A 24855-nucleotide genomic window follows, 5' to 3' on the forward strand; every position below is an offset into this window, starting at 1 on the left:
GCAGCTTTTACCCACAGAGGTGTTTGTCACCAGGATTCTCCCCGGCTTTTCCACTGGGCTCTGGTTACCTTTATCCACAGCTTTTGGCGTTACCTTGGGTAATCCTGGAAACATGAATAAATCATTGATTTTACTTGGCTGAAATTCCCTATTCGTGTGGATAACTCGATCCGCCCTGGCTACAATGCAGGCTGTTTTTTGCATCGCCGACCGTAGCGATTTCAGGGGATATCCGTGTCCGTAGAACTTTGGCAGCAGTGTGTTGAGCTGCTTCGCGACGAGTTGCCTGCCCAACAATTCAATACCTGGATCCGCCCCTTGCAGGTGGAGTCCGCGGGAGACGAACTGCGCGTCTATGCGCCCAATCGCTTCGTCCTCGACTGGGTCAACGAAAAGTACATGATGCGCCTGCTGGAGCTACTGGCAGAGCGTGCCAATGGCCTGGCACCTGCCCTATCACTGCTGATTGGCAGTAAGCGCAATCCGGCTCCGCCCAAGGCTCCAGTCGTAACCGCACCTGTGCCCCCTTCAATTAATAGTGGCAGCGCAGCGGTTGTCGCAGAGCGCGCTCCCGCGAGTGAACCGGCGCCACCTCCCCCTGCCATCACTCGCCCGACTGAGCGGACCGTTCAGGTCGAGGGTGCGCTCAAGCACACCAGTTACCTGAACCGTACTTTCACCTTCGAGAACTTCGTCGAGGGTAAGTCCAACCAGATGGCGCGCGCCGCCGCCTGGCAGGTGGCGGACAACCTCAAGCATGGTTACAACCCGCTGTTCCTTTATGGTGGCGTCGGCCTGGGCAAGACTCACCTGATGCATGCCGTAGGCAACCACCTGCTGAAGAAGAACCCGAATGCCAAGGTGGTGTACCTGCATTCCGAGCGCTTCGTCGCCGACATGGTCAAGGCGTTGCAGCTCAACGCGATCAATGAATTCAAGCGCTTCTATCGTTCGGTGGATGCGTTGCTGATCGACGATATCCAGTTCTTCGCCAAGAAGGAGCGCTCCCAGGAGGAGTTCTTCCATACCTTCAATGCCCTGCTCGAAGGTGGCCAGCAGGTGATTCTCACCAGCGACCGCTACCCCAAGGAAATCGATGGTCTGGAAGAGCGCCTGAAGTCGCGCTTCGGCTGGGGGCTGACCGTGGCGGTCGAACCGCCTGAGCTGGAAACCCGCGTGGCCATCCTGATGAAGAAGGCCGAGCAGACCAAGGTGGATCTGCCCCATGACGCGGCGTTTTTCATTGCTCAGCGCATTCGCTCCAACGTGCGCGAATTGGAAGGTGCGCTCAAGCGGGTGATCGCTCACTCGCACTTCACCAACCAGCCGATCAGCATCGAGTTGATCCGCGAGTCGCTCAAGGACCTGCTGGCCCTGCAGGACAAGCTGGTCAGCGTGGATAACATCCAGCGCACTGTGGCCGAGTATTACAAGATCAAGATCGCCGATCTGCTCTCCAAACGTCGCTCCCGCTCGGTCGCTCGACCACGCCAGGTGGCGATGGCGCTGTCCAAGGAACTGACCAACCACAGCCTGCCGGAAATCGGCGATGCATTTGGCGGAAGAGACCACACCACAGTACTGCACGCCTGTCGTAAGATTGCTGAACTGCGGGAAGCCGACGCGGATATCCGCGAGGACTACAAGAACCTGCTGCGCACCCTGACCACTTGATCGCAGCCCACAAGGCAAGGGATGAGACCATGCATTTCACCATTCAACGCGAAGCCCTGTTGAAACCCCTGCAACTGGTCGCCGGCGTCGTCGAACGCCGTCAGACCTTGCCGGTCCTGTCGAACGTGTTGCTGGTGGTCGAAGGCCAGCAGCTGTCGCTGACCGGTACCGACCTGGAAGTCGAGCTGGTCGGTCGTGTGACGCTGGAAGACAGCGCCGAACCCGGCGAGATCACTGTCCCGGCACGCAAGCTGATGGATATCTGCAAGAGCTTGCCGAGCGATGTGATGATCGACATCCGCCTCGACGAGCAGAAGCTGGTGGTCAAGGCCGGGCGTAGCCGCTTCACCCTGTCGACTCTGCCCGCCAATGATTTCCCGACAGTGGAAGAAGGCCCAGGTTCGCTGACGTTCAATCTGGTGCAGAGCAAGTTGCGCCGGCTGATCGAGCGCACCAGTTTCGCCATGGCTCAGCAGGACGTACGCTACTACCTCAACGGCATGTTGCTGGAAGTGCAGACTGGCGTGCTGCGAGCGGTCGCCACCGACGGTCACCGTCTGGCCATGTGTGCCATGCAGGCCGGCATCGAGCAGGTCGAGAAGCATCAGGTCATCGTGCCGCGCAAGGGTATCCTCGAGCTGGCTCGCCTGCTCACCGAGCAGGATGGCGAAGTGGCCATCGTCCTCGGTCAGAACCATATCCGCGCCACCACCGGCGAGTTCACCTTTACTTCCAAGCTGGTGGACGGCAAGTTCCCTGACTACGAGCGCGTGCTGCCACGCGGTGGCGACAAGCTGGTCGTCGGTGATCGCCAGGCCCTGCGTGAGGCCTTCAGCCGCACCGCCATCCTGTCCAACGAGAAGTACCGTGGTATTCGCCTGCAGCTGGCCAGTGGCCTGTTGAAAATCCAGGCCAATAACCCGGAGCAGGAAGAGGCGGAAGAAGAAGTCGTAGTCGATTACAACGGCGGCTCCCTGGAGATCGGCTTCAACGTCAGCTACCTGTTGGACGTGCTGGGCGTGATGACCACCGAGCAGGTTCGTCTGATCCTCTCCGACGCCAATAGCAGTGCCCTGGTGCAGGAAGCCGACAACGACGACTCTTCTTACGTCGTTATGCCGATGCGCCTGTAATAGCTGAATGTCCCTCTCCCGCGTCACCGTCACCGCGGTGCGAAATCTGCACCCGGTGACGCTCTCTCCCTCCCCCCGCATCAACATCCTTCACGGCGCCAATGGCAGCGGCAAGACCAGTCTCCTGGAGGCTGTGCATCTGCTTGGCCTTGCCCGCTCCTTTCGCAGCAACAAGCTACTGCCGATGATCCAGTACGAGCAGCCGGCTTGTACGGTGTTCGGTCAGGTGCAGCGACAGGATGGCAATCTCAGTAGCCTCGGTATTTCCCGTGATCGGCAGGGCGAGTTGCAGATCCGCATCGATGGACAGAATGCGCGCAGCACTGCGCAGTTGGCAGAACTCTTACCGCTGCAGGTTATCAATCCGGACAGCTTCCGCTTGCTCGAGGGTGCGCCAAAAGTGCGCAGACAGTTTCTCGACTGGGGAGTGTTCCACGTGGAACAACGCTTTTTGCCGGCCTGGCAGCGCCTGCAGAAGGCCCTGCGGCAGCGAAACTCGTGGCTGCGGCATGGTACACTTGACGCCGCTTCGCAGGCGGCCTGGGACCGTGAACTATGCCTGGCCAGCGATGAGTTAGACGGCTATCGCAGGGCCTATATCCAGGCGCTGAAGCCTGTTTTTGAGCAGGTGTTGAGTGAGTTGGTGGAGCTGGAAGGTTTGACCCTCAGTTACTACCGAGGCTGGGACAAGGACAGGCCGCTTTCCGAAGTACTGGCTTCTACCCTGCCCCGCGATCAGCAATTGGGTCATACCCAGGCCGGGCCGCAACGCGCCGATCTGCGCTTGCGTCTGGGGGCACACAACGCCGCGGAGATACTCTCTCGCGGTCAGCAGAAGCTGGTGGTTTGCGCTTTACGCATTGCCCAGGGGCATCTGCTGAATCAGGCCAAGCATGGCCAATGTATTTATCTGGTGGACGACTTGCCATCGGAGCTGGATGAGCGACATCGACAGGCTCTGTGCCGACTGCTGGACGATTTGCAGTGCCAGGTGTTCATCACCTGTGTCGACCAAGAATTTTTGAAGGATGGCTGGCGCACGGACACGCCGGTCGCCATGTTCCACGTGGAACATGGAGTGATCACCGCATCGGGAGTGAACGCATGAGCGACGAAAACAAAACGTACGACTCCTCGAGTATCAAGGTACTCAAAGGTCTGGATGCCGTACGCAAGCGCCCGGGCATGTACATCGGCGATACCGATGACGGCACCGGTCTGCACCACATGGTGTTCGAGGTGGTGGACAACTCCATCGACGAAGCGTTGGCCGGTTACTGCTCCGAGATCAGCATCACCATCCATCCTGATGAATCCATCACCGTGCGCGACAACGGCCGCGGTATTCCGGTGGATATGCACAAGGAAGAAGGCGTATCCGCAGCCGAGGTCATCATGACCGTGCTGCACGCCGGCGGTAAGTTCGACGACAACAGCTACAAGGTCTCCGGCGGTCTGCACGGTGTGGGCGTTTCGGTAGTTAACGCCCTGTCCAAGGAACTGATCCTGACCATTCGCCGTAGCGGCAAGGTCTGGGAACAGACCTATGTGCACGGTGTACCCCAGGCTCCCCTGGCGGCCGTGGGCGACAGTGAAGGCACCGGTACGCAGATTCACTTCAAGCCGTCGGACGACACCTTCAAGAATATTCACTTCAGCTGGGACATCCTGGCCAAGCGTCTGCGCGAGCTGTCCTTCCTCAACTCCGGTGTTGGCATCGTCCTCAAGGACGAGCGCAGTGGCAAGGAGGAGCTGTTCAAGTACGAAGGTGGTCTGAAGGCGTTCGTCGAATACCTGAACACCAACAAGACCATCGTCAACCAGGTTTTCCACTTCAATATCCAGCGCGAAGAAGACGGCGTTGGCGTGGAAGTGGCGCTGCAGTGGAACGACAGCTTCAACGAGAACATCCTCTGCTTCACCAACAACATTCCGCAGCGTGACGGCGGCACCCATCTGGCGGGCTTCCGCTCTGCCCTCACCCGCCACCTGAACAACTACATCGAACAGGAAGGCCTGGCGAAGAAATTCAAGATCGCCACCACCGGTGACGACGCCCGCGAAGGTTTGACCGCAATCATCTCGGTCAAGGTTCCGGACCCGAAGTTCAGCTCGCAGACCAAGGACAAGCTGGTATCGAGCGAGGTGAAGACCGCAGTCGAACAGGAGATGGGCAAGTACTTCTCCGACTTCCTGCTGGAAAACCCCAACGAAGCCAAGGCTGTGGTCGGCAAGATGATCGACGCCGCCCGTGCTCGTGAAGCCGCGCGCAAGGCTCGCGAGATGACCCGTCGCAAGGGTGCCCTGGATATCGCCGGCCTACCCGGCAAGCTGGCCGACTGCCAGGAAAAAGACCCCGCGCTGTCCGAACTCTACATAGTGGAAGGGGACTCCGCGGGCGGCTCTGCCAAACAGGGCCGTAACCGCAAGACCCAGGCGATCCTGCCGCTCAAGGGCAAGATCCTCAACGTCGAGAAGGCGCGTTTCGACAAGATGCTTTCCTCCCAGGAGGTGGGCACCCTGATCACCGCACTGGGCTGTGGTATCGGCCGCGATGAGTACAACATCGACAAGCTGCGCTACCACAACATCATCATCATGACCGACGCCGACGTCGACGGTTCGCACATCCGTACCCTGCTGCTGACCTTCTTCTTCCGCCAGCTGCCGGAGCTGGTCGAGCGCGGTTACATTTATATCGCCCAACCCCCGTTGTACAAGGTGAAGAAAGGCAAGCAGGAGCAGTACATCAAGGACGACGAGGCCATGGACGAGTACATGACCCAGTCGGCCCTGGAAGATGCCAGCCTGCACGTCAATGAGAATGCGCCCGGCCTGTCCGGTGAAGCGCTGGAACGTCTGGTCAACGACTATCGCAGCGTGATGAAGACTCTCGATCGTCTGTCCCGGGTCTACCCGAAGGAGCTCACCGAGCACTTCGTCTACCTGCCCAGCGTTTCGTTGGAGCAGATGGCGGACCAGAGTGCCATGCAGAGCTGGCTGGAAAGCTTCCAGGCGCGCCTGAAAGGCGCCGAGAAGTCTGGCCAGACCTACAGTGCCAGCCTGCGTGAAGACCGTGAGCGCCACCTGTGGCTGCCAGAAGTCGAAGTGATGGCCCACGGCCTGTCCACCTATATCACCTTCAACCGCGACTTCTTTGCCAGCAACGACTACAAGTCGGTCACCACCCTCGGTCACCAGCTCAATAGTCTGTTGGAAGACGGCGCCTACGTGCAGCGTGGCGAGCGCAAGAAAGCGGTCAGCACCTTCAAGGATGCCCTGGGCTGGTTGATGACCGAGAGCACCAAGCGTCACAGTATCCAGCGCTATAAGGGGCTGGGCGAAATGAACCCGGAGCAGCTGTGGGAAACCACCATGGATCCGAACGTGCGCCGCATGCTCAAGGTCACCATCGAGGACGCCATCGCTGCGGACCAGATCTTCAATACCCTCATGGGCGATGCCGTGGAGCCGCGCCGCGACTTCATCGAGAGCAACGCCCTGGCGGTGTCCAACCTGGATTTCTAAGCGCTTTCGGTTGAATCCCGGCGCGCCGGGGTGACGTATCCAACCCCGGCCCCGTGCCGGGGTTTTTATTGCACTCAGTTCAGCAGTGCTCAGATCTAGCCTGCATTCATCGTTAAGGCACTTAGCGACTATAGCGAAAGGCTTACACGCCGAGACGAGATACGACTCTGTTACCTGCGTCGGAGCATGGGTAATCTAAACGCACTTACCGGAGGCAGGATGCCCCGGGTCAAGGAAGACAGACCGCGCCAGGATGGCAAACGACAGGATGTCGGAAGGTCATAAAAAACCCGCCTCGGCGGGTTTTTTGTTGTCTGTCATTCCTTGGCGGGCAACAAAAATGGTTCAGCCATTCTGTTGCCCGCAGGACCGTGAGCTTCAGGCCCACCAGTAACGCACGAAGTGGAAGAAGATCGGCGCGGCGAAGCACACCGAGTCCATGCGATCGAGCATACCGCCGTGGCCTTCGATCATGTGCCCCCAGTCCTTCACGCCCCTATCCCGTTTGATCGCCGACATCACCAGGCCACCGGCGAAGCCGAGCAGGTTGACGGTAAGCGCCATCAGCGCGGCCTGCCAGAAACTGAACGGGGTGATCCAGCAGAGCAGCGCGCCGACCAGGCTGGCCAGGGCCACGCCGCCGACAAAGCCTTCCACCGTCTTCGATGGCGACAGCTTGGGGGCGATCTTGCGTTTGCCGAACAGCTTGCCACAGACGTACTGCAGCACATCGGACAGCTGCACAACGATGATCAGCCAGGCGATCAGCAGCAGGTTGCGACCCTCGTAGCCGGGAATATCCAGGGTCAGCAGCGCCGGCACGGCGGAGACGCAGTAGACGGCAATCATCAGACCCCACTGCACTTTCGAGGCGCGCTCGAGAAAGCGCGTGGTATCGCCGCCCAGGGAGGCGAGAATCGGCAGTAGCAGGAACAGGTAGACCGGAATGAAGATGGCGAACAGACCGTACCAGTCCAGGGCGATCAGCAGGTACTGCATTGGCAGGGCGAAGTAGAAGGCTGCGACCAGCGCCGGGTAGTCGCTGCGCCGAGTCGGCGTCAGAGTGAGGAACTCGCGCAGGGCGTAGAAGGACACGAAGTAGAACAGCAGGATCACGCCGTTGTTGCCGAACAGGAAGGCGATGCCGATCACCAGCACCATGGCCCACCAGGCATCGATACGCGCGTTGAGGTTGTCGAGCACGGCGTTCGGTTCAGTGCCGGCACGGCGGCGCAGGATGCGGGCGATCAGGGTCGCCAGCAGGAGAACGGCGCCGATACCGGCGAACAGCAGCAGGGTATTACGATCCATCTCAGACTTCCTCCGGTGCCAGGGCCAGCAGGGCGTTGCGTGCTCGTTCGAGGAATGCGCTCTTGGCTTCGCCCTCGACAGGTTCCAGCGGCGCACCAAAACTCAGGGTGCACAGCAGAGGCAAGGGCAGTGCCCTGCCCTTGGGCATCACGCGGTTGAGGTTGGCGATCCACACCGGGATCAGTTCGACCTGGGGGTGGGCCTGAGCCAGGTGGTAGAGGCCGCTCTTGAAGGGCAGCAAGGGTTCGTCGCCGAGGTTGCGTGTGCCCTCGGGGAAGATGATCAGCGAATCGCCCTGCCCCAGTGCATCTAGCATCGGCTGCAGTGGACTGACATTCGGGTCGCTGCGATCGCGGTCGACCAGTACGCCGTTGAAGACCTGGTTGATTAGAAAGCTGCGCAGGCCCGCCTTCTGCCAGTAGTCGGCGCCGGCCACGGGGCGCGTGCGCTGGCGTAGCTCTGCCGGCAGCGAGGCCCACAGCAGGACGAAGTCGCCGTGGCTGCTGTGGTTGGCGTAGTAGAGGCGTTGCACGGGCTGTGCCGTGCTGCCCAGCCAGAGGGCGCGGGCACCGGTGAGCAACCGGGCGGCCGAGGTGATGGCGAAAGCGGTGAGGTCGGCGAGCATGGATGACTCCTTTATCCAGCCAGGGAAAGCCAGGGCATGACGAGAATGATGGCCAGGGCGAGCAGCAGCTGCGCGACCAGCCAGGCGGCTTGCAGGCGCAACAGACGCAGCGCGCCATGGCTGCGTTGGTTACCGTCGCGCGGGCTGCTGGGCTTGGCTTGCAGGCCCAGGGTGAGCAGGGCCTGGTCCAGATCGGCTGTCCGCTGCGGCAGCTCGGTACTGGTGTCAGCCAGGTGCTGGAACAGTTCAGCATCCAGCGCCACGCGCAGGGCCCAGTACTTCTGCGCCAGGCCGAGCATCAGGAGCAGGCCGCAAAGCAGGCTGGCGGTAGCGCTTTGTGTTGCACCAAGCAGTGCTGCCAGGCCATAGGCCAGGGCCAGCAGGGTAAGCCCGGTGGACAGGCGATCCAGATTGCGCCCGCGCCGCAGCAGGCTGGCGACCAGGGCAAGTTGCGTCTCAGTGACCATGGATCACCTCCAGCTCGTTGCGTGGCGAATGGCTGTCCGGCAGCAGCGCTTGCAGGATCTGGCACTGTTCCAGGGACAGGACGACGCGCGGCCGCGCCGCGCGAATACGCTCGATGGCCTGCGTCACGCTGCTGGCTTGCCCACTGAGCAGCAGCCAGGCGGCCACGGCGGTGGCACTGCGCGAATAACCGAGGGCGCAGCAGACCAGCAGAGGGCCGGCGTGGCGCAGTTCCTCGATGGCGGCGGCGGCTTCGCGGCAGGCCTGCGCATCGGCCGGCACCAGGTCGAGACGCGGCAGGCTGCGGTAGTTCAGGTCTGCGTTGCAGAACGGCAGCTCGGCGCACAGGTCGAGTACGCTGGCGAATGGCTGCGCCTGCGCCGTGCTCGGGATGCGCCCGAGCCAGATGCCCTCCACCACCTGATCGGCCTGCGGATGTTTACGCGTCCATAGCCGCGAGTTGCACCAGGCTGCGAGCAGGTAGGGCGCGAACAGCCATTGGCTGGCCATGCCGAGGCGGCCATCTGCACGTTTCTGAAAGCCCGCGGCACCGACCAGGGTGTAGTTCAGCACGACCAGCAGCAACGCGGCGCAGGGCCACAGCAGCCATAGCCAGGTGCCGCCCAGATTGACCGCCAGCGCGGCAAACAGGGCACTGCCCAGGCCGTAGCGCAGGGCCAGGCGCCAGCGCTTGAGCTGACGGGCCGGGCGCAGCTGCTGCAGCGGGCTACGCCCTTCGATGGGCCACAGCCAGACGCACAGCCAGCCGGCCAGCGCACCGGTCGGCACGTCGATGAAGTGGTGCTGCCAGGTGGTCAGCACCGACAGGCCGATCAGCGCCATCCAGCCGTGCAGCAGGCCGCGCAGGAGCGGGCCATGAGTATGCCGGGCGAACATCGTCCAGATCACCACCAGCAGGGCGATATGCAGCGAAGGGGCCTGGTTGAAGGGCTTGTCGAAGCCCATCAGCAAATCGAACATCCAGCCGAAGAAACCGCTCAGTTCCGGGCGCTCGAAGGTGAAGCGCAGCGGCCAGAGCAGGAAGCAGGCGACGCAGATGAGTTGTGTGCTGAGCAGGCGCAGGGCGTGGCGATCCATCTCCTGGCGCGTTGCCGGCACTAGGAAGGACAGGCCGTAGAGCAGGTCGATCGACCAGTAGGGCACGATGCTCCAGGGCCACAGCGGCATCGCGCTTTCCCAGGCGAACACCAGGCTGCCGACATCGTCGCGCTGGGTGGTCAGCCAGTTGGCGAAGCCGTAGCTGGCGAAGAACAGCGGGCCGAGCAGCAGCAGCCAGAGTACCCCGCGTTTCCACAGCCCGGTTTCACGTGGAACAGAGGCGTCCATCAGGAAACCCGCTGCGCCAGGCTGACGCTGAAGATGCCCCATTCGTCGATACGTTGTTCCAGCTTGCGGAAGCCGGCTGCGGCCACCAGCTGGTCCATTTCCGCCTGGCTGCGGCGGCGCATCACCCAGGGCTGACCTTCGCGGTGGCTGGTCAGGGCGCGGGCGATCAGTTCCAGCTGCGGGTGCCAGGGTTGGCCGGTGTAGACCAGGTAGCCGCCCTCCTCGACCGCTGCGGCCAGGCCGGCCAGCGAGTCGCCGACCATCTGGTTGCTGCCGAACAGCTCGTACAACCCGGAGACCACCGCCAGCGTCGGCTTGGGGTCGAGGCTGGCCAGGTCGGCCTTGTCGAAGGCATCGCCTTTGACGAAGCGGGCGATGTCGCCCAGGCCCTTCTGCTCGATCAACGCGCTGCCATCGCGCATGTTGATCTCGCTGTAGTCGCGCAGCAGGATGGCGTCCGGCTTCTGCTCCAGGCCTTCGAGCGATTCGAGGATATAGCGGCCATGGCCGGCGGCGATATCGACGATACGCACGCCCTTGCCCGCCTCGCGCAGCTTGCGCATGGCCAGGCGCAGCAGCTCCTCGGCATGCACCTTGCGCTGGCGGATGCCGCGCCAGCCGATGGAGTTCAGGTAGTTCTGGTCGATCAGCCGGCCCAGCGCGGATTTGCCGCTGGGTTGGTTGCGGTAGACATAGTCCAGGGTGCTGCCCGAGTCGAAGCCGGTGGCGAAGCCCAGCTTGACGCCGTCGGACAGCCCATTGCCGAGCTTGAGGCCGGCACGGGTGGCGCGCCAGTACAGGTCGCCGAGCGAATTTTTCGGCAGCGGCGCGGCCAGCTCCTCGGCCTCGGCGCAGCTCCAGCCGCTGCGGTCGGCATCCAGCAGCGACGGTCGTTCGGCCGGATGGGCGAAGCATTCCAGGATGAAGCGTTGTGCGCGCTTCAGTGCATGGGCGCGGTCGCGCTCGCCGAGGGTGTCGTGGAAGAAGCCGGGGAGGATGTGCTTCTCCTTGCGCAGGCTGCCCAGGCGCTCGAAGAACTGTTCCTGCGGCTTGCGGTGCACCACGAAGTCGGCACCGGAGATCAGCAGCTGGGTGGGAATCTGGATCGCCTGGGCGTCGGCCACCACGCGGTCGGCAGCTTCATACAGGCCGAGCAGCATGTTCACCGAAATCGGCCGGCTGATCAGCGGGTCGTTCTCGAAGGAGGCGATGCGCTCCGGGTCGTGGCTGAGGAAGCGTGCCTTGACGTAGCTGTTGACGAAGAAGTTGCCGCGCCAGGCGCGCATCAGCTTGAGGCCGGGGCGGGCGAATGGCACGTAGAGCTTGACCTTGAATGCCGGCGAGGCGAGCACCAGGCAGCGGATTTGCGGTGCGTAGTCGTGGGCCCAGGTACTGACGACGACCGCGCCGACGCTCTGCGCCAGCACGGCCATGTCCTGCTCGGCGATGGCGTGCTTGGTTTGGATGTGGTCGATGAAGGTCTGCACATCGCGCACGCTGGTGGCGAAACTCGGGCTGTCGCCACGTTCGCCGGGCGACTGGCCGTGGCCGCGGGCATCCCAGGCGAAGAAGTCGTAGCCGGGCAGGTCCAGCTCGTCGACCAGGTGGGCCATGCGTCCACCGTGCTCGTGACCACGGTGGAACATCACCACGGCGCGGCGCGGGCCAGTGCTGTCGCTGGCCGGCCAGTGGCGGTAGAACAGCTCGACGCCGTCGTGGGTGGTGAAGCTGTGGTTGAGTGAGTCGCGCATCGGGAATGTCCTTATTCCGGGTGGGGTTCTATGCGGCCTCGGTCAGACCGTGGCGAACGCGATTGATCAGGGTGAGCAGCAGTAGCAGCAGAATCAGCGCCAGCAAGGCGTTGATCCACAGTGCAGGTAGCAGGCCGCTGGCGACACCAGCACCCAGCACGCCGAAGCAGAAGGCGCGGTCGCTCTTGCCCATCGGGCCGTCGTAGCGCCGCGAGGCACCGACCATGGGGCCGAGTACGCCGGCGTATTCGCTGATCACCGCGAGTACCACCACCAGCACCACCAGGGCTGGCGAGACGCCGGCCAGCAGGGCGAAGGGCAGGTACAGGGCGCTGTCGGCGATCACGTCGCACAGTTCGTTGAGATAGGCACCGAGTTTGGACTGCTGGCCGAATTCGCGGGCGAGCATGCCGTCCACGGCATTCAGCGCCATGCGCAGCAGCATCCACAGGGGGATCAGAGCAAACAGCCAGGTACTGGCGGGAAAGGCGGCCAGCAGGGCGCCGAGCAGTACGGAGAGGATGGCGGCGGCCAGGGTCACCTGATTGGCGGTGACGCCGCGCGCGTGCAGGCGGGTGACGCCGGGGCGCAGCAGGCTCTGGAAACGTGGCTTGAGCTGATAGATGGATGGCATGGTGCGAAAAGTCCCTTTCACATGATGCGAGCTAGCTTAACCCCTTTACCGGCGCGGTGTTCCGCTAAGTCTGTGCGCCGCTACGCGAAAAACTTATGCCCTGCAGCCTGTTTGCTTACCAGTAAAAATAAGTTCTTTAAAATCAAAGCCTTGAAAGCTTATATGGCACCCTGATGGCTTTTCCTGCACAGCTTATCCACAGCTGCCTTCAAACCACTCCTGACGCGTCTACGCCGCTGACTTGCGGTGCTACACCGCTGATCTGCTGCTGGGCCTGGCACACCCAGTTGAAGGCGCGTTCGTTGAGTTCGGCGATGGCGCGCGGGCCCTGCCCTTCGGCGTGCATGAGCGGACCGATCACCACCTGGATGGTGCCGGGGAACTTGGCCCAACCGTTTTTCGGCCAGAACTCACCGGCGTTGTGGGCAATCGGCAGTACCGGCAGGTTGGCATTCACTGCCAGGGCGGCGCCGCCGCGGGAGAACTTGCCGATCTGGCCTGGCGGGATGCGCGTGCCTTCCGGGAACACCAGCACCCAGGCGCCCTGCTCCAGGCGCTCGTGGCCCTGCTTGGCCAGTTGTTTGAGTGCGGCCTTGGGGTTGCTGCGGTCGATGGCGATGGGCTTGAGCATGGCCATGGCCCAGCCGAAGAACGGCACGTACAGCAGCTCGCGCTTGACCACTTGCGACAGTGGCTCGAAGAAGGCGGAGAGGAAGAATGTTTCCCAGGTGCTCTGGTGCTTGGCCAGGATCACGCAGGGCTGCTGCGGGATGTTTTCCAGGCCATGCACCTCATAGCGGATGCCGACCACCACCTTGGCCAACCAGGTGGCGCAGCGGCACCAGGCCTGGATGACGAAACGGTAGCGGGCGCGAAACGGCAGCAGCGGCGCGATAAACACGCAGAGGATGCACCAGAAGAAGGAGCTGGAAGACAGCAGCAGGTAGAAAAGGAAGGTTCTGATGGCCTGCACTGTCGTCATGGGAGCTCGTGTTCTCTAGAGAAGTAGCTGATCGGCGATCGCCGCCAGATCATCGAATACCAAGGTTCCCGCTGGCAATGGTTTGGCCAGCGTACGCTCGCCCTTACCGGTTTTTACCAACACGGGCTGGCAATGGACGGCCAGGGCGGCGTCGAGGTCACCCCTGCTGTCGCCGACGAACCAGATATCTGCCAACGGCGTGGCGTAGTGCGCGGCGATCTGCTGCAACATACCCGGTTTTGGCTTGCGGCAGGCACAGCCGTCATCTGGGCCGTGCGGACAATGCACGATCAGGCCGACTTCGCCGCCCTGCTCTGCCACCAGTTGCCGCAGTCGTGCGTGCATCGATTCCAGGGTGGTTTCGTCATAGTAGCCGCGGGCCAGGCCGGACTGGTTGGTGGCCACGGCCACGGTCCAGCCTGCCTTGCTCAGGCGGGCGATGGCCTCAATCGAGCCGGGAATGGGAATCCACTCGTCGAGCGACTTGATGTAGGCATCGGAGTCTTCGTTGATGACGCCGTCGCGGTCGAGAATCAGCAGCTTCATATGATCACCAGAGCGACCGGGCGGCATTGCACCGCCCGGTGAAGCATCAGCCGAGTACCGAGATATCCGCCACGCCGAGGAACAGACCACGCAGCTGCGCCAGCAGGGCGTAGCGGTTGGCGCGCACGTCGGCATCTTCGGCGTTGACCAGTACCGCCTCGAAGAAGGCGTCTACCGGCTCGCGCAGGGTCGCCAGGCGCTCCAGTGCTTCGCGGTAGCTGCGTGCGGCGGCTAGCGGTTGTACGGCCTGGGCGGCCTGCTGGATCGCCGAATACAGGCTGAACTCGGCTGGGTTGTCGAAGTAGTGAGCTTCGGCGCTTGCCGCGATCTTGCCGTCGTACTTGCTCAGCAGGTTCGACACACGCTTGTTGGCGGCAGCCAGGGCGGCGGCCTCCGGTAGCTGGCGGAAGGCCTGCACGGCCTGCACGCGCTGGTCGAAGTCCAGCGGCGCGGTCGGGCCGAGGGCACGTACGGCCTGATACACGGCCACATCCACGCCCTCGTCTTCGTAGCGCGCGCGCAGGCGGTCGAAGATGAAGTCCAGCACCTGGGATGCCAGGCCCTCGGCCTTGATCTTGTCGGCGTACTGGTCGATGGCGAAGGTCACGGCGGCGGCCAGGTCCAGGTCCAGCTGCTTCTCGATGAGGATGCGCAGCACGCCAAGCGCGGCGCGGCGCAGGGCGTAGGGGTCCTTGGAGCCGGTCGGCAGCATGCCGATGCCGAAGATGCCGACCAGGGTGTCGAGCTTGTCGGCCACGGCCACGGCGGCACCGGTGAGGGTGCTCGGCAGCTCGGCGCCGGCGCCGCGCGGCATGTACTGCTCGTTCAGCGCCTGAGCCACGTCCTCGGCTTCACCGTCATGCTTGGCGTAGTAGTAGCCGGCGATGCCCTGCATCTCCGGGAACTCGCCGACCATCTCGCTGGCCAGGTCGCACTTGGACAGGATGCCGGCGCGGGCTGCGCGGCTGGCGTCGCCGCCGATACGCTCGGCGATGAAGCCGGCCAGGGCGGAGACGCGCTTGGCCTTGTCGTAGACGCTGCCGAGCTGGGCCTGGAACACCACGTTGGCCAGGCGCTCGTTGCGCTGCTCCAGCGGCTGACGCTTATCCTGCTTGAAGAAGAACTCGGCGTCGGTCAGGCGTGGGCGCACCACCTTCTCGTTGCCGGCGATGATCTGTGCCGGATCGTTCGACTCGATGTTGGCCACGGTGATGAAGCGTGGCAGCAGCTTGCCGTTGCCGTCGACCAGGCAGAAGTACTTCTGGTTGTCCTGCATGGTGGTGATCAGGGCTTCCTGCGGCACTTCGAGGAAGCGTTCCTCGAAGGAGCAGACCAGCGGCACCGGCCATTCGACCAGGGCGCTGACTTCATCCAGCAGGGCCGGCGGCACGATGGCGCTGCCCTGCTCCGCGGCGGCCAGTTCGGCGACACGCTGGCTGATCAGCGCGCGGCGCTCGGCGAAGTCGGCGACCACGAAGGCACCGCGCAGGTTCTCGGCGTAATGTGCCGGGCTCTCGATGGCGACCTCGTAGTTGGCGTGGAAGCGATGCCCGCGCGACATGCGGCCGGCCTTCTGGGCGAGGATCTCGCAGTCGACCACCTGATGGCCGAACAGCATGACCAGCCACTGGGTCGGGCGCACGAACTCGGTCTTGCGCGCGCCCCAGCGCATGCGCTTGGGGATCGGCAGGTCGTTCAGCGAGCTTTCGACGATGCCCGGCAACAGGCTGGTGGCCGCCTGGCCGGCGATGCTCTGGCTGAACTTCAGCTTGGGCCCGCTCTGGTCGATCTGGCTCAGCTCGACGCCACATTTCTTGGCGAAGCCCAGCGCTGCCTGGGTCGGTTTGCCTTCGGCGTCGAACGCGGCCTGCACGGGCGGGCCGTCGAGATTGACGGTGCGATCCGGCTGCTGCGCGGCGAGCTGTTCGACCAGCACGGCGAGGCGGCGCGGCGCGGCATAGATACGCGCCTTGCTGTAGCTCAGGCCGGCGCTCTTGAGGCCTTTTTCGATGCCGGCGAGGAAGGCGTCACCAAGGCTTTTCAGCGCTTTCGGTGGCAGCTCTTCGGTGCCCAGTTCAACCAGAAAATCCTGAGCGCTCATTATTCGGCCTCCTTCAACTGAGCCAGCACTTCGTCACGCAACTCCGGCGTGGCCATCGGGAAGCCGAGCTTGGCGCGGGCCAGCAGGTAGCTCTGGGCGATGTTTCGCGACAGCGTGCGCACGCGCAGGATGTACTGCTGGCGCGCGGTCACCGAGATAGCGCGGCGGGCGTCGAGCAGGTTGAAGCTATGCGAGGCCTTGATCACCATTTCGTAGGCCGGCAGCGGCAGCTGCAGGTCCATCAGGCGGTTGGCTTCGGCCTCGTAGAAGTCGAACAGGTCGAACAGCTTGTCGACGTTGGCGTGCTCGAAGTTGAAGGTGGACTGCTCCACTTCGTTCTGGTGGAACACGTCGCCGTAGGTGACCTTGCCGAACGGGCCGTCGGAGTAGACCAGGTCATACACCGAGTCGACGCCCTGCAGGTACATGGCCAGACGCTCGAGGCCGTAGGTGATCTCGCCGGTGACCGGGTAGCACTCGACGCCGCCAACCTGCTGGAAGTAGGTGAACTGGGTGACTTCCATGCCGTTCAGCCAGACTTCCCAGCCCAGGCCCCAGGCGCCAAGGGTCGGCGATTCCCAGTTGTCCTCGACGAAGCGGATGTCGTGCACCAGGGTGTCGACGCCAATGCGGCGCAGCGACTCCAGGTACAGGTCCTGGATGTTGTCCGGGTTCGGCTTGAGCACCACCTGGAACTGGTAGTAGTGCTGCAGGCGGTTGGGGTTCTCGCCGTAGCGGCCGTCGGCCGGGCGGCGCGAGGGCTGTACGTAGGCGGCGTTCCAGGTCTCCGGACCGATGGCGCGCAGGAAGGTGGCGGTGTGGAAGGTACCGGCACCCATTTCCATGTCGTAGGGTTGCAGGATCACGCAGCCTTGCTCGGCCCAGTAGCTTTGCAGGGCGAGGATCAGGCCTTGGAAGGTGCTCACGTCGGGCGTTGTCTGGCTCACGAATTTCACCGGTATCGAGGCATTTGCATAAAGCCGCGCAGTATACCCGATCATCCACGCCAGCGAGGCGGCGCTCAGGCGCGCCGTTGAGTGACAGATAGCTGTATTTACATACAGTGTTTATTGGCTATAGTTCGGTTTCCGCCATCACTCGGTTTCAGGCCCATGACCCGCTGCTTCTGGTGTAACGACGACCCCCTGTACATCGCCTACCACGACGAGGAATGGGGTGTGCCTTCGCGCGACCCGCAACACCTGTTCGAGATGCTCTTGCTGGAGGGTGCCCAGGCCGGCTTGTCGTGGATCACCGTGCTGAAGAAGCGCGAGCGCTACCGCGAAGTATTGTTTGGCTTTGACGCCGAGCGCCTGGCGCGCATGACGGACGCCGAGATCGAAGAGCGCATGCGGGACCCCGGCATCATCCGCAACCGCCTCAAGCTGCAGGCCGCGCGCAAGAACGCCCAGGCCTGGCTCAGGCTGGACGACCCGGTGGCCCTGCTCTGGTCGTTCGTCGGTGGCGCACCGAAGATCAACCACTTCAGCGCTCGCGGCGACGTGCCGGCGGTAACCGCCGAGGCCGAGGCCATGAGCAAGGCCCTGAAGAAGCTGGGCTTCACCTTCGTCGGCCCGACCATCTGCTACGCCTATATGCAGGCCACCGGCATGGTCATGGACCACACTACCGACTGCCACCGCTATCGCCACCTGGCCCACTGAGCCGGACAGGCTTTCGTCGCGCCCGGCCTGCAGCAGGCGAGCACAGCCGCTACAATGCTCGCCCCTTTCATGCTCGGGAGTTTCCAGGTGGAAAAGCTCAAAGGCGCCCTGGTGGTCGGTTTCCTTCGTCTGTTCGCGTTGCTGCCCTGGCGCGCGGTGCAGGCGGTGGGCAATGCCATCGGCTGGCTGATGTGGAAGCTGCCCAACGGTTCGCGCGAAGTGGTGCGCATCAACCTCGCCAAGTGCTTCCCCGAGCTGGGCGCAGCCGAGCGTGAAGCGCTGGTTGGGCAGAGTCTCAAGGACATCAGCAAGACGCTGACCGAGAGCGCCTGCGCCTGGATCTGGCCGGCGCAAAAATCCCTCAAGCTGGTGCGTGAGGTCGAAGGCCTGGAGGTGCTGCAACAGGCCCTGGCCAGTGGCAAGGGCGTGGTCGGCATCACCAGCCACCTGGGCAACTGGGAAGTGCTCAATCACTTCTACTGCAACCAGTGCAAACCCATCATCTTCTACCGCCCGCCGAAGCTGAAGGCGGTGGACGAGCTGCTGCAGAAGCAGCGTGTGCAGATGGGCAACCGCGTGGCCCCCTCGACCAAGGAAGGCATCCTCAGCGTCATCAAGGAAGTGCGCAAGGGCGGCGCCGTGGGCATTCCGGCCGACCCCGAGCCGAGCCGTTCCAGTGGGGTGTTCGTGCCCTTTCTCGGCACCATGGCGCTGACCAGCAAGTTCGTGCCGGGCATGCTCACCGGCGGCAAGGCAGTCGGCGTTTTCCTGCATGCCGTGCGCCTGGCCGATGGCAGCGGCTACAAGGTGATCCTCGAGGCTGCGCCGGAAGGCATGTACAGCGAGAACATCGAAGAAGGCGTGGCGGCCATGAGCCGGGTGGTCGAGCGCTACGTGCGCGCCTACCCCAGCCAGTACATGTGGAGCATGAAGCGTTTCAAGAAGCGCCCGGATGGCGAGCAGAAGTGGTATTGATACCGCGCCTGATAGCTATTAACGTCTGAGCATTCTCGCCACAGATCAAGGACCGGCATGGACAACAAGCGCGATCACGTGCGTACAACGCTCAAGGTCCAGCTGCGCATCGACCATCCGGTCCATGGGCGGATGCTGGTCACCACCCGCGACATTTCCGACAGCGGCGTGTTCGTGGTGATCGATGATGCGCAGAATCTGCTGCAGATCGGCGAAGTGGTCAGTGGCCAGGTACAGGGCCTGCCGATCGAGGCCCCGGTCGTGCAGATGGAAGTTGTGCGTTTCGAGCCCAGCGGTGTGGCTCTGGCCTTCATGCGCGACTAGTCGCCCCCGCTCTCCTGCTGCGCCACGTGTTTCTCCAGGCGCCGCAGGAACACCGTCATTTCCTTTTCCGTCTGCTTGTCACCCCGTTTGCGCGCCACTTCCAGGCCGTTGTGCCAGGCCTGGCGCGCTTCTTCGAGCATGCCCTGGCGCTGGCAGGCATGCCCCAGCAGCTTCCACGCCGCTGAATAGTTGGGGTCGAAGCCGAGGCACTTCTGCAGATGCTCTGCTGCCGCTTCGGGCTGGTCGGCATCCAGGTAGCTCTTGCCCAGGCCGAAACGCAGTAGGGCGTTGTCCACGCCCTTGGCCAGCAGTTTTTCCAGCGAGTCCGGCGTCGTCATGGCAGGCAGCCTCGGCAGCGCGGCTTAGAAGAAGGTAAGGCCGACCTGGAACAGACGCTCCACGTCGCGAATGTACTTCTTGTCGACCAGGAACAGGATCACATGGTCGCCTGACTCGATGATGGTGTCGTCGTGGGCGATCAGCACTTCCTCGTCGCGGATCACTGCGCCGATGGTGGTGCCTGGTGGCAGGGCGATGTCCTCGATCATGCGACCGATCACCTTGCTCGACTTGGCGTCGCCATGGGCGATGGCCTCGATGGCCTCGGCCGCGCCACGGCGCAGGCTGTGCACGCTCTCGATGTCACCGCGGCGCACGTGGGTCAGCAGGGTTCCGATGGTGGCCAGCTGCGGGCTGATGGCGATATCGATCTCGCCGCCCTGCACCAGATCGACGTAGGCCGGGTTGTTGATGATGGTCATCACCTTGCGTGCGCCGAGGCGTTTGGCCAGCAAGGACGACATGATGTTGGCCTCGTCGTCGTTGGTCAGGGCCAGGAAGATGTCGGCATCGTTGATGTTCTCTTCCACCAGCAGGTCGCGGTCCGAGGCGCTGCCCTGCAGTACCACGGTGCTTTCCAGGTTCTCCGAGAGGTAGCGGCAACGGGCCGGGTTCATCTCGATGATCTTCACCTGGTAGCGGCTCTCGATTGCTTCGGCCAGGCGTTCGCCGATGTGTCCGCCGCCGGCGATGACGATGCGCTTGTAGCTGTCCTCGAGGCGGCGCAGCTCACTCATTACCGCGCGGATATGTGCCTTGGCGGCGATGAAGAACACCTCGTCGTCGGCCTCGATCACCGTGTCGCCCTTGGGCATGATCGGCCGGTTGCGGCGGAAGATGGCCGCTACCCGGGTGTCGACATTGGGCATGTGCTCGCGCAGTTGTTTGAGCTGCTGGCCGACCAGCGGGCCGCCGTAGTAGGCCTTGACTGCCACCAGCTGGGCCTTGCCTTCGGCGAAGTCGATGACCTGCAGGGCGCCGGGGTGTTCGATCAGGCGCTTGATGTAGTTGGTCACTACCTGCTCGGGGCTGATCAGTACGTCGACCGGGATGGCCTCGTTGTCGAACAGGCCGGTGCGGGTCAGGTAGGCCGACTCGCGCACCCGGGCGATCTTGGTCGGGGTGTGGAACAGGGTGTAGGCGACCTGGCAGGCGATCATGTTGACTTCGTCGCTGTTGGTCACCGCCACCAGCATGTCGGCGTCGTCGGCCCCGGCCTGGCGCAGCACGGTGGGAAAGGAACCGCGACCGACCACGGTGCGGATATCCAGGCGGTCGCCGAGGTCGCGCAGGCGGTCGCCGTCGGTGTCGACCACGGTGATGTCGTTGGCCTCGCCGGCGAGGTGTTCGGCCAGTGTTCCGCCGACCTGGCCGGCGCCGAGAATGATGATCTTCATCGGGTTCCTTCCTCAGCCGCGGGGAGTCGCGGCGATCTTTATCAGCTTGGCATAGTAGAAGCCGTCGTGGCCGTCTACCTGCGGCAACAGTTGGCGGCCATGGGCCTGCTTGAGGCCGAACGGGCCGGCGATATCCAGCTCGCGTGCGCCCGGCGTGCGGGCGAGGAACGCGGCGATGTTGTCCGAGTTCTCCTGTGGCAGCACCGAGCAGGTGGCGTAGAGCAGCACGCCGCCGACTTCAAGGGTTGGCCACAGGGCATCCAGCAGCTCGCCCTGCAGCTGGGCCAGGGCGGCGATGTCGTCGGCCTGGCGGGTCAGCTTGATGTCCGGGTGACGGCGGATCACGCCGGAGGCCGAGCAAGGCGCGTCGAGCAGGATGCGCTGGAACGGCTTGCCGTCCCACCAGCTGGCTACATCGCGGCCGTCGGCAGCGATCAGGGTGGCTTCGAGCTGCAGGCGGTCGAGGTTTTCCTGCACTCGGGCCAGGCGACCGGGCTCCAGATCGAGGGCGATCACCTCGGCCAACTGTGACTGCGCTTCCAGCAGGTGGCAGGTCTTGCCGCCGGGGGCGGCGCAGGCATCCAGTACACGCTGGCCCGGGGCCAGGTCGAGCAGGTCGGCGGCGAGCTGGGCGGCTTCGTCCTGCACGCTGACACGGCCTGCGGCGAAGCCTGGCAGAGTCTTTACATCGCAGGGGGTGAGCAGGCGGATGCCGTCTTGGCTGTAGCTGCAGGGTTCGGCTTCGATGCCGGCGCTGCGCAGCTCGGCGAGATAGTCATCGCGGCTGCCATGGCGGCGATTGACCCGCAGAATCAGTGGTGGATGTTCGTTGTTGGCGGCGCAGATGACTTGCCAGTATTCGGGCCAGTCGGCCTTCAAGCGTTTCTGCAGCCAGCGCGGGTGGGCGGTGTGCAGCACCGGGTCGCGCTCCAGCTCGGCGAAGAGCGCTGTGTGGTCGCGCTGGGCGTTGCGCAGCACGGCGTTGAGCAGGCCCTTGAGTGAGCTTTTCTTCAGCTTGTCGACGCAGGCCACTGTCTCGCCGATGGCGGCATGGGCCGGGATGCGGGTATGCAGCAGCTGGTACAGGCCGATCAGCAGCAGCGCCTCGACGTCGCGGTCGGCGGCCTTGAAGGGTTTCTGCAGCAGTTTATCGGCGAGCAGCTGCAAACGTGGCTGCCAGCGCGCGGTACCGAAGGCCAGGTCCTGAGCCAGGCCGCGGTCACGGACTTCGACCCGCTCCAGCAGTGGCGGCAGGCTGCTGCCCAATGAGGCCTTGCCGTTGAGGACTGCGGCGAGGGCGCGGGCGGCGGCCAGACGTGGGTTCATTGGCGCCCCCGATTCATGACAGCACCAGGCCGGGGGCGAACTGTTCGCGGCGGCTGTTGTACAGGTCGGTGAAGGACAGCGGCTTGCCGCCCGGCAGCTGCAGACGAGTCAGGCGCAGGGCACCCTGGCCACAGGCGACGGTCAGACCGGTCTTGTCGGCGGCGAGTATGGTGCCGGGTTGGCCACTGCCCTCACCCAGCTGGGCGGCGTGGACCTTCAGCGCGTCACCATTCAGGCTGCTATGGCAGATTGGCCAGGGATTGAAGGCTCGCACCAGGCGCTCCAGTTCGATGGCCGGGCGGCTCCAGTCCAGGCGCGCCTCGTCCTTGTTCAGCTTGTGCGCGTAGGTGGCCAGGCTGTCGTCCTGCACCTCGCCGTGCAGTTCGCCGGCAGCCAGCTTGCCGACGGCTTCCACCACAGCGGCCGAGCCCAACGTGGCGAGGCGATCATGCAGGCTGCCGCCGGTGTCTTCGGCGCTGATGGTGGTGGTCACCTTGAGCAGCATCGGCCCGGTATCCAGTCCGGCTTCCATCTGCATCACGGTGACGCCGCTGCTGGCATCGCCGGCCTCGACGGCGCGCTGGATCGGCGCCGCGCCGCGCCAGCGCGGCAGCAGCGAGGCGTGGCTGTTGATGCAGCCCAGGCGCGGGGCGTCGAGTACTACCTGCGGCAGGATCAGGCCGTAGGCCACCACCACCATCAGGTCGGGCTGTAGGGCGGCCAGCTCGGCTTGGGCGGCCGGATCGCGCAGGGTCTGCGGCTGGTACACCGGCAGGCCATGCTGCAGCGCCAGTTGTTTGACCGGGCTGGGCATCAGCTTCTGTCCGCGCCCGGCCGGGCGATCGGGTTGGGTGTAGACCGCCACCACCTGACGCCCGGCATCGAGCAGGGCCTGCAGGTGCTGGGCGGCGAATTCCGGAGTGCCGGCAAAGACGATACGCATGGGTTTCTCACTGCAAACAAAAAGGCTTGCCGGAGCAAGCCTTTGGAGGTTCGGGGTCAAGCTTGCTGGCGGTGCTGTTTTTCCAGCTTCTTCTTGATCCGGTCGCGCTTGAGGCTGGACAGGTAGTCGACGAAGAGTTTGCCGTTGAGGTGATCGCACTCGTGCTGGATGCACACGGCGAGCAGGCCCTCGGCGATCAGCTCATAGTGCGTGCCGTCGCGCTCCTGGGCCTTGATCCGCACTTTTTGCGGGCGGTCTACATTTTCATAGAAGCCGGGTACCGACAGGCAGCCTTCCTGGTACTGGTCCATGTCCTCGGTCAGCGACTCGAACTCGGGGTTGATGAACACCCGCGGTTCGGACTGATCTTCGGAAAGGTCCATCACCACCACGCGCTTGTGCACGTTGACTTGGGTCGCAGCCAGGCCGATGCCCGGGGCGGCGTACATGGTCTCGAACATGTCGTCGACCAGCTTCGAGAGAGCGTCGTCGAAAACGGTCACCGGCTTGGCGATGGTACGCAGGCGCGGATCGGGGAATTCGAGGATGTTGAGAATCGCCATAGCTGTTTGTGATGCACTTGTGGAATAAAGTAAAAAACCGCTGCTAAGATGATGAGCAGCTTTGAAAAACGGCTCGAAAGCCGCTACTTCTGCGGCTTACAGGCGCTGGCCACATAATAAAGGGATTCACCGCATGAGGAAATCACTACTCGCCCTGCTGCTGGTCGCCGCTGGCGGCCTGAGCCTGTCGGGCACGGCCCTGGCAGACGTCCAGCTCAAGCAAGGTCACCCGGAGCGTTACACGGTCGTCAAGGGCGACACCTTGTGGGACATCTCCGGCAAGTTCCTCAGCCAACCCTGGAAGTGGCCGGAACTGTGGCACGCCAACCCGCAGATCGAGAACCCCCATCTGATCTACCCGGGCGACACCCTGAGCCTGGTGTACATCGATGGCCAGCCGCGCCTGATGCTCAATCGCGGGGCCTCGCGGGGCACCATCAAGCTGTCGCCCCAGGTGCGCAGTACACCGATGGCTGAAGCCATTCCGACCATCCCGCTGGAGGCCATCAACAGCTTCCTGCTGAGCAACCGTATCGTCGATACGCCGGAAGATTTTGCCGGGCGGCCCTACATCGTTGCCGGCAATGCCGAGCGTATTGTCAGTGGCGCGGGTGACCGTATCTACGCTCGTGGTGAATTTACCCAGGAGGAGCCGGCTTACGGCATCTTCCGTCAGGGCAAGACCTATACCGATCCGGAAACCAATGAGTTTCTCGGTATCAATGCCGACGATATCGGTAGCGGTGATCTGGTTGCCGAGGAAGGCGACATCGCCACCTTCATGCTGACCCGCACCACCCAGGAAGTCCGCCCGGGTGATCGCCTGTTCCCCACCGAAGAGCGTGCGGTCAACTCGACATTCGTACCGAGCGAGCCTGCTACCGAAGTGGATGGCGTCATCCTCGACGTGCCGCGCGGGGTGAACCGCATTGGTCAATACGACGTGGTGACTATCAGCAAGGGCAAGGTTGACGGCCTGTCTGAAGGTAACGTACTGGCCGTGTACAAGACCGGCGAGACCGTGCGTGACCGCATCACTGGCGAACAGGTGAAGATCCCTGACGAGCGTTCCGGCCTGCTGATGGTGTTCCGTGCCTACGAGAAGCTCAGTTACGGCCTGGTGCTCTACGCCACGCGCGATCTGGCGCTGATGGACAAGGTGAAGAACCCGTAACACCCCAAACCCCCGCCACTGGCGGGGGTTTTGCTTTCTGCGACAACGATCAG

Annotated in this window: 23 protein-coding genes; 8 read left to right on the forward strand and 15 right to left on the reverse strand. The window is 63.5% G+C overall.

Annotation, left to right across the window (positions count from 1 at the left end; translation table 11 throughout):
* Positions 1-234: 234 nt before the first annotated feature.
* From dnaA to gyrB, 4 genes are read left to right on the forward strand one after another with little or no spacing between them, the layout of a single operon-like run.
* Positions 235-1674, forward strand: coding sequence for a chromosomal replication initiator protein DnaA (gene dnaA / locus AYB31_RS11515; protein WP_068828761.1), 1440 nt, complete (start codon positions 235-237; stop codon positions 1672-1674).
* Positions 1675-1703: 29 nt separating this feature from the next.
* Positions 1704-2807, forward strand: coding sequence for a DNA polymerase III subunit beta (gene dnaN, locus AYB31_RS11520; RefSeq protein WP_068828763.1), 1104 nt, complete (start codon positions 1704-1706; stop codon positions 2805-2807).
* A 7-nt stretch (positions 2808-2814) separates the two neighbouring features.
* Positions 2815-3915, forward strand: coding sequence for a DNA replication/repair protein RecF (gene recF / locus AYB31_RS11525; RefSeq protein WP_068828766.1), 1101 nt, complete (start codon positions 2815-2817; stop codon positions 3913-3915).
* Complete coding sequence (gene gyrB, locus AYB31_RS11530; protein WP_068828768.1) at positions 3912-6335, forward strand: DNA topoisomerase (ATP-hydrolyzing) subunit B; 2424 nt, start codon at positions 3912-3914, stop codon at positions 6333-6335. Before recF ends, gyrB begins: the two co-directional genes overlap by 4 nt.
* 378 nt (positions 6336-6713) lie before the next feature.
* Here the strand turns inward: gyrB and AYB31_RS11535 are convergent, their stop codons facing one another.
* From AYB31_RS11535 to glyQ, 10 genes are all read right to left on the reverse strand, one after another.
* Complete coding sequence (locus AYB31_RS11535) at positions 6714-7646, reverse strand: phosphatidate cytidylyltransferase (protein WP_068828770.1); 933 nt, start codon at positions 7644-7646, stop codon at positions 6714-6716.
* A 1-nt stretch (position 7647) separates the two neighbouring features.
* Entirely contained in the window at positions 7648-8271 is a 624-nt protein-coding gene (locus AYB31_RS11540) for a lysophospholipid acyltransferase family protein (protein WP_068828772.1), read from the reverse strand.
* Positions 8272-8282: 11 nt separating this feature from the next.
* Positions 8283-8738, reverse strand: coding sequence for a hypothetical protein (locus tag AYB31_RS11545; RefSeq protein WP_068828775.1), 456 nt, complete (start codon positions 8736-8738; stop codon positions 8283-8285).
* On the reverse strand, positions 8728-10083 hold the full coding sequence (locus AYB31_RS11550) for a phosphatase PAP2/dual specificity phosphatase family protein (protein ID WP_153020705.1): 1356 nt from the start codon (positions 10081-10083) through the stop codon (positions 8728-8730). The genes AYB31_RS11545 and AYB31_RS11550 overlap by 11 nt, the downstream gene beginning before the upstream one ends.
* Positions 10083-11834 (reverse strand): bifunctional alpha/beta hydrolase/class I SAM-dependent methyltransferase, encoded by a 1752-nt coding sequence (locus AYB31_RS11555; RefSeq protein ID WP_068828777.1) that lies wholly within the window; start codon positions 11832-11834, stop codon positions 10083-10085. Before AYB31_RS11555 ends, AYB31_RS11550 begins: the two co-directional genes overlap by 1 nt.
* Before the next feature lie 28 nt (positions 11835-11862).
* Complete coding sequence (locus AYB31_RS11560) at positions 11863-12468, reverse strand: CDP-alcohol phosphatidyltransferase family protein (protein WP_068828779.1); 606 nt, start codon at positions 12466-12468, stop codon at positions 11863-11865.
* Between the two features lie 208 nt (positions 12469-12676).
* Positions 12677-13450: a lysophospholipid acyltransferase family protein gene (locus tag AYB31_RS11565; protein ID WP_068828781.1), complete on the reverse strand. Its 774-nt coding sequence runs from the start codon at positions 13448-13450 to the stop codon at positions 12677-12679.
* 15 nt (positions 13451-13465) lie between these two features.
* Entirely contained in the window at positions 13466-13996 is a 531-nt protein-coding gene (gene gmhB / locus AYB31_RS11570; RefSeq protein ID WP_068828783.1) for a D-glycero-beta-D-manno-heptose 1,7-bisphosphate 7-phosphatase, read from the reverse strand.
* Between the two features lie 46 nt (positions 13997-14042).
* Entirely contained in the window at positions 14043-16097 is a 2055-nt protein-coding gene (gene glyS / locus AYB31_RS11575; protein ID WP_068828785.1) for a glycine--tRNA ligase subunit beta, read from the reverse strand.
* Positions 16097-17044 (reverse strand): glycine--tRNA ligase subunit alpha, encoded by a 948-nt coding sequence (glyQ, locus tag AYB31_RS11580; RefSeq protein ID WP_068829001.1) that lies wholly within the window; start codon positions 17042-17044, stop codon positions 16097-16099. Before glyQ ends, glyS begins: the two co-directional genes overlap by 1 nt.
* A 165-nt stretch (positions 17045-17209) precedes the next feature.
* Between glyQ and AYB31_RS11585 the strand changes: the two genes are divergently transcribed.
* The 3 genes from AYB31_RS11585 (at position 17210) to AYB31_RS11595 (ending at position 19060) form a co-directional block, all read left to right on the forward strand.
* Positions 17210-17761 carry a DNA-3-methyladenine glycosylase I gene (locus tag AYB31_RS11585; protein WP_068828787.1) on the forward strand — a complete coding sequence of 184 codons (552 nt, stop codon included), beginning with the start codon at positions 17210-17212 and terminating at the stop codon, positions 17759-17761.
* A gap of 87 nt (positions 17762-17848) precedes the next feature.
* Positions 17849-18736: a lysophospholipid acyltransferase gene (locus AYB31_RS11590; RefSeq protein WP_068829002.1), complete on the forward strand. Its 888-nt coding sequence runs from the start codon at positions 17849-17851 to the stop codon at positions 18734-18736.
* 57 nt (positions 18737-18793) lie between these two features.
* The gene (locus AYB31_RS11595; protein WP_068828788.1) at positions 18794-19060 is read left to right on the forward strand and encodes a PilZ domain-containing protein; all 267 of its coding nucleotides are present in this window, start codon (positions 18794-18796) and stop codon (positions 19058-19060) included.
* On the opposite strand, the gene AYB31_RS11600 is transcribed toward AYB31_RS11595, so the two are convergent.
* Genes AYB31_RS11600 through def form a run of 5 tightly spaced genes read right to left on the reverse strand, consistent with a single transcriptional unit; the run spans position 19057 to position 23628 of the window.
* Positions 19057-19398: a tetratricopeptide repeat protein gene (locus AYB31_RS11600; RefSeq protein ID WP_068828789.1), complete on the reverse strand. Its 342-nt coding sequence runs from the start codon at positions 19396-19398 to the stop codon at positions 19057-19059. The genes AYB31_RS11595 and AYB31_RS11600 overlap by 4 nt on opposite strands.
* Before the next feature lie 24 nt (positions 19399-19422).
* Complete coding sequence (trkA, locus tag AYB31_RS11605) at positions 19423-20796, reverse strand: Trk system potassium transporter TrkA (RefSeq protein ID WP_068828792.1); 1374 nt, start codon at positions 20794-20796, stop codon at positions 19423-19425.
* Between the two features lie 12 nt (positions 20797-20808).
* A complete protein-coding gene (rsmB, locus tag AYB31_RS11610; protein ID WP_068828794.1) occupies positions 20809-22122 on the reverse strand; it encodes a 16S rRNA (cytosine(967)-C(5))-methyltransferase RsmB in 1314 nt (437 codons plus the stop codon).
* A gap of 13 nt (positions 22123-22135) precedes the next feature.
* A complete protein-coding gene (gene fmt, locus AYB31_RS11615; RefSeq protein ID WP_068828796.1) occupies positions 22136-23065 on the reverse strand; it encodes a methionyl-tRNA formyltransferase in 930 nt (309 codons plus the stop codon).
* A gap of 56 nt (positions 23066-23121) precedes the next feature.
* The gene (def, locus tag AYB31_RS11620; RefSeq protein WP_068828798.1) at positions 23122-23628 is read right to left on the reverse strand and encodes a peptide deformylase; all 507 of its coding nucleotides are present in this window, start codon (positions 23626-23628) and stop codon (positions 23122-23124) included.
* A 133-nt stretch (positions 23629-23761) separates the two neighbouring features.
* Here def and AYB31_RS11625 point away from each other — a divergent pair, with 133 nt between their 5' ends.
* On the forward strand, positions 23762-24802 hold the full coding sequence (locus AYB31_RS11625; RefSeq protein ID WP_068828799.1) for a LysM peptidoglycan-binding domain-containing protein: 1041 nt from the start codon (positions 23762-23764) through the stop codon (positions 24800-24802).
* Positions 24803-24855: the final 53 nt, after the last annotated feature.

Origin of the sequence: Pseudomonas sp. BMS12, from assembly GCF_001592875.1 — a bacterium.
Classification (GTDB): domain Bacteria; phylum Pseudomonadota; class Gammaproteobacteria; order Pseudomonadales; family Pseudomonadaceae; genus Aquipseudomonas.

Coding starts and splice junctions, on each gene's coding strand:
- recF (WP_068828766.1), top strand. CDS start 2,815: ATGTCCCTCTCCCGCGTCACCGTCACCGCGGTGCGAAATCTGCACCCG.
- gyrB (WP_068828768.1), top strand. CDS start 3,912: ATGAGCGACGAAAACAAAACGTACGACTCCTCGAGTATCAAGGTACTC.
- AYB31_RS11595 (WP_068828788.1), top strand. CDS start 18,794: ATGGACAACAAGCGCGATCACGTGCGTACAACGCTCAAGGTCCAGCTG.
- AYB31_RS11625 (WP_068828799.1), top strand. CDS start 23,762: ATGAGGAAATCACTACTCGCCCTGCTGCTGGTCGCCGCTGGCGGCCTG.
- AYB31_RS11535 (WP_068828770.1), bottom strand. CDS start 7,646: ATGGATCGTAATACCCTGCTGCTGTTCGCCGGTATCGGCGCCGTTCTC.
- AYB31_RS11600 (WP_068828789.1), bottom strand. CDS start 19,398: ATGACGACGCCGGACTCGCTGGAAAAACTGCTGGCCAAGGGCGTGGAC.
- glyS (WP_068828785.1), bottom strand. CDS start 16,097: ATGAGCGCTCAGGATTTTCTGGTTGAACTGGGCACCGAAGAGCTGCCA.
- def (WP_068828798.1), bottom strand. CDS start 23,628: ATGGCGATTCTCAACATCCTCGAATTCCCCGATCCGCGCCTGCGTACC.
- AYB31_RS11540 (WP_068828772.1), bottom strand. CDS start 8,271: ATGCTCGCCGACCTCACCGCTTTCGCCATCACCTCGGCCGCCCGGTTG.
- fmt (WP_068828796.1), bottom strand. CDS start 23,065: ATGCGTATCGTCTTTGCCGGCACTCCGGAATTCGCCGCCCAGCACCTG.
- AYB31_RS11585 (WP_068828787.1), top strand. CDS start 17,210: ATGACCCGCTGCTTCTGGTGTAACGACGACCCCCTGTACATCGCCTAC.
- gmhB (WP_068828783.1), bottom strand. CDS start 13,996: ATGAAGCTGCTGATTCTCGACCGCGACGGCGTCATCAACGAAGACTCC.
- AYB31_RS11545 (WP_068828775.1), bottom strand. CDS start 8,738: ATGGTCACTGAGACGCAACTTGCCCTGGTCGCCAGCCTGCTGCGGCGC.
- AYB31_RS11560 (WP_068828779.1), bottom strand. CDS start 12,468: ATGCCATCCATCTATCAGCTCAAGCCACGTTTCCAGAGCCTGCTGCGC.
- AYB31_RS11550 (WP_153020705.1), bottom strand. CDS start 10,083: ATGGACGCCTCTGTTCCACGTGAAACCGGGCTGTGGAAACGCGGGGTA.
- AYB31_RS11555 (WP_068828777.1), bottom strand. CDS start 11,834: ATGCGCGACTCACTCAACCACAGCTTCACCACCCACGACGGCGTCGAG.
- rsmB (WP_068828794.1), bottom strand. CDS start 22,122: ATGAACCCACGTCTGGCCGCCGCCCGCGCCCTCGCCGCAGTCCTCAAC.
- dnaN (WP_068828763.1), top strand. CDS start 1,704: ATGCATTTCACCATTCAACGCGAAGCCCTGTTGAAACCCCTGCAACTG.
- trkA (WP_068828792.1), bottom strand. CDS start 20,796: ATGAAGATCATCATTCTCGGCGCCGGCCAGGTCGGCGGAACACTGGCC.
- AYB31_RS11565 (WP_068828781.1), bottom strand. CDS start 13,450: ATGACGACAGTGCAGGCCATCAGAACCTTCCTTTTCTACCTGCTGCTG.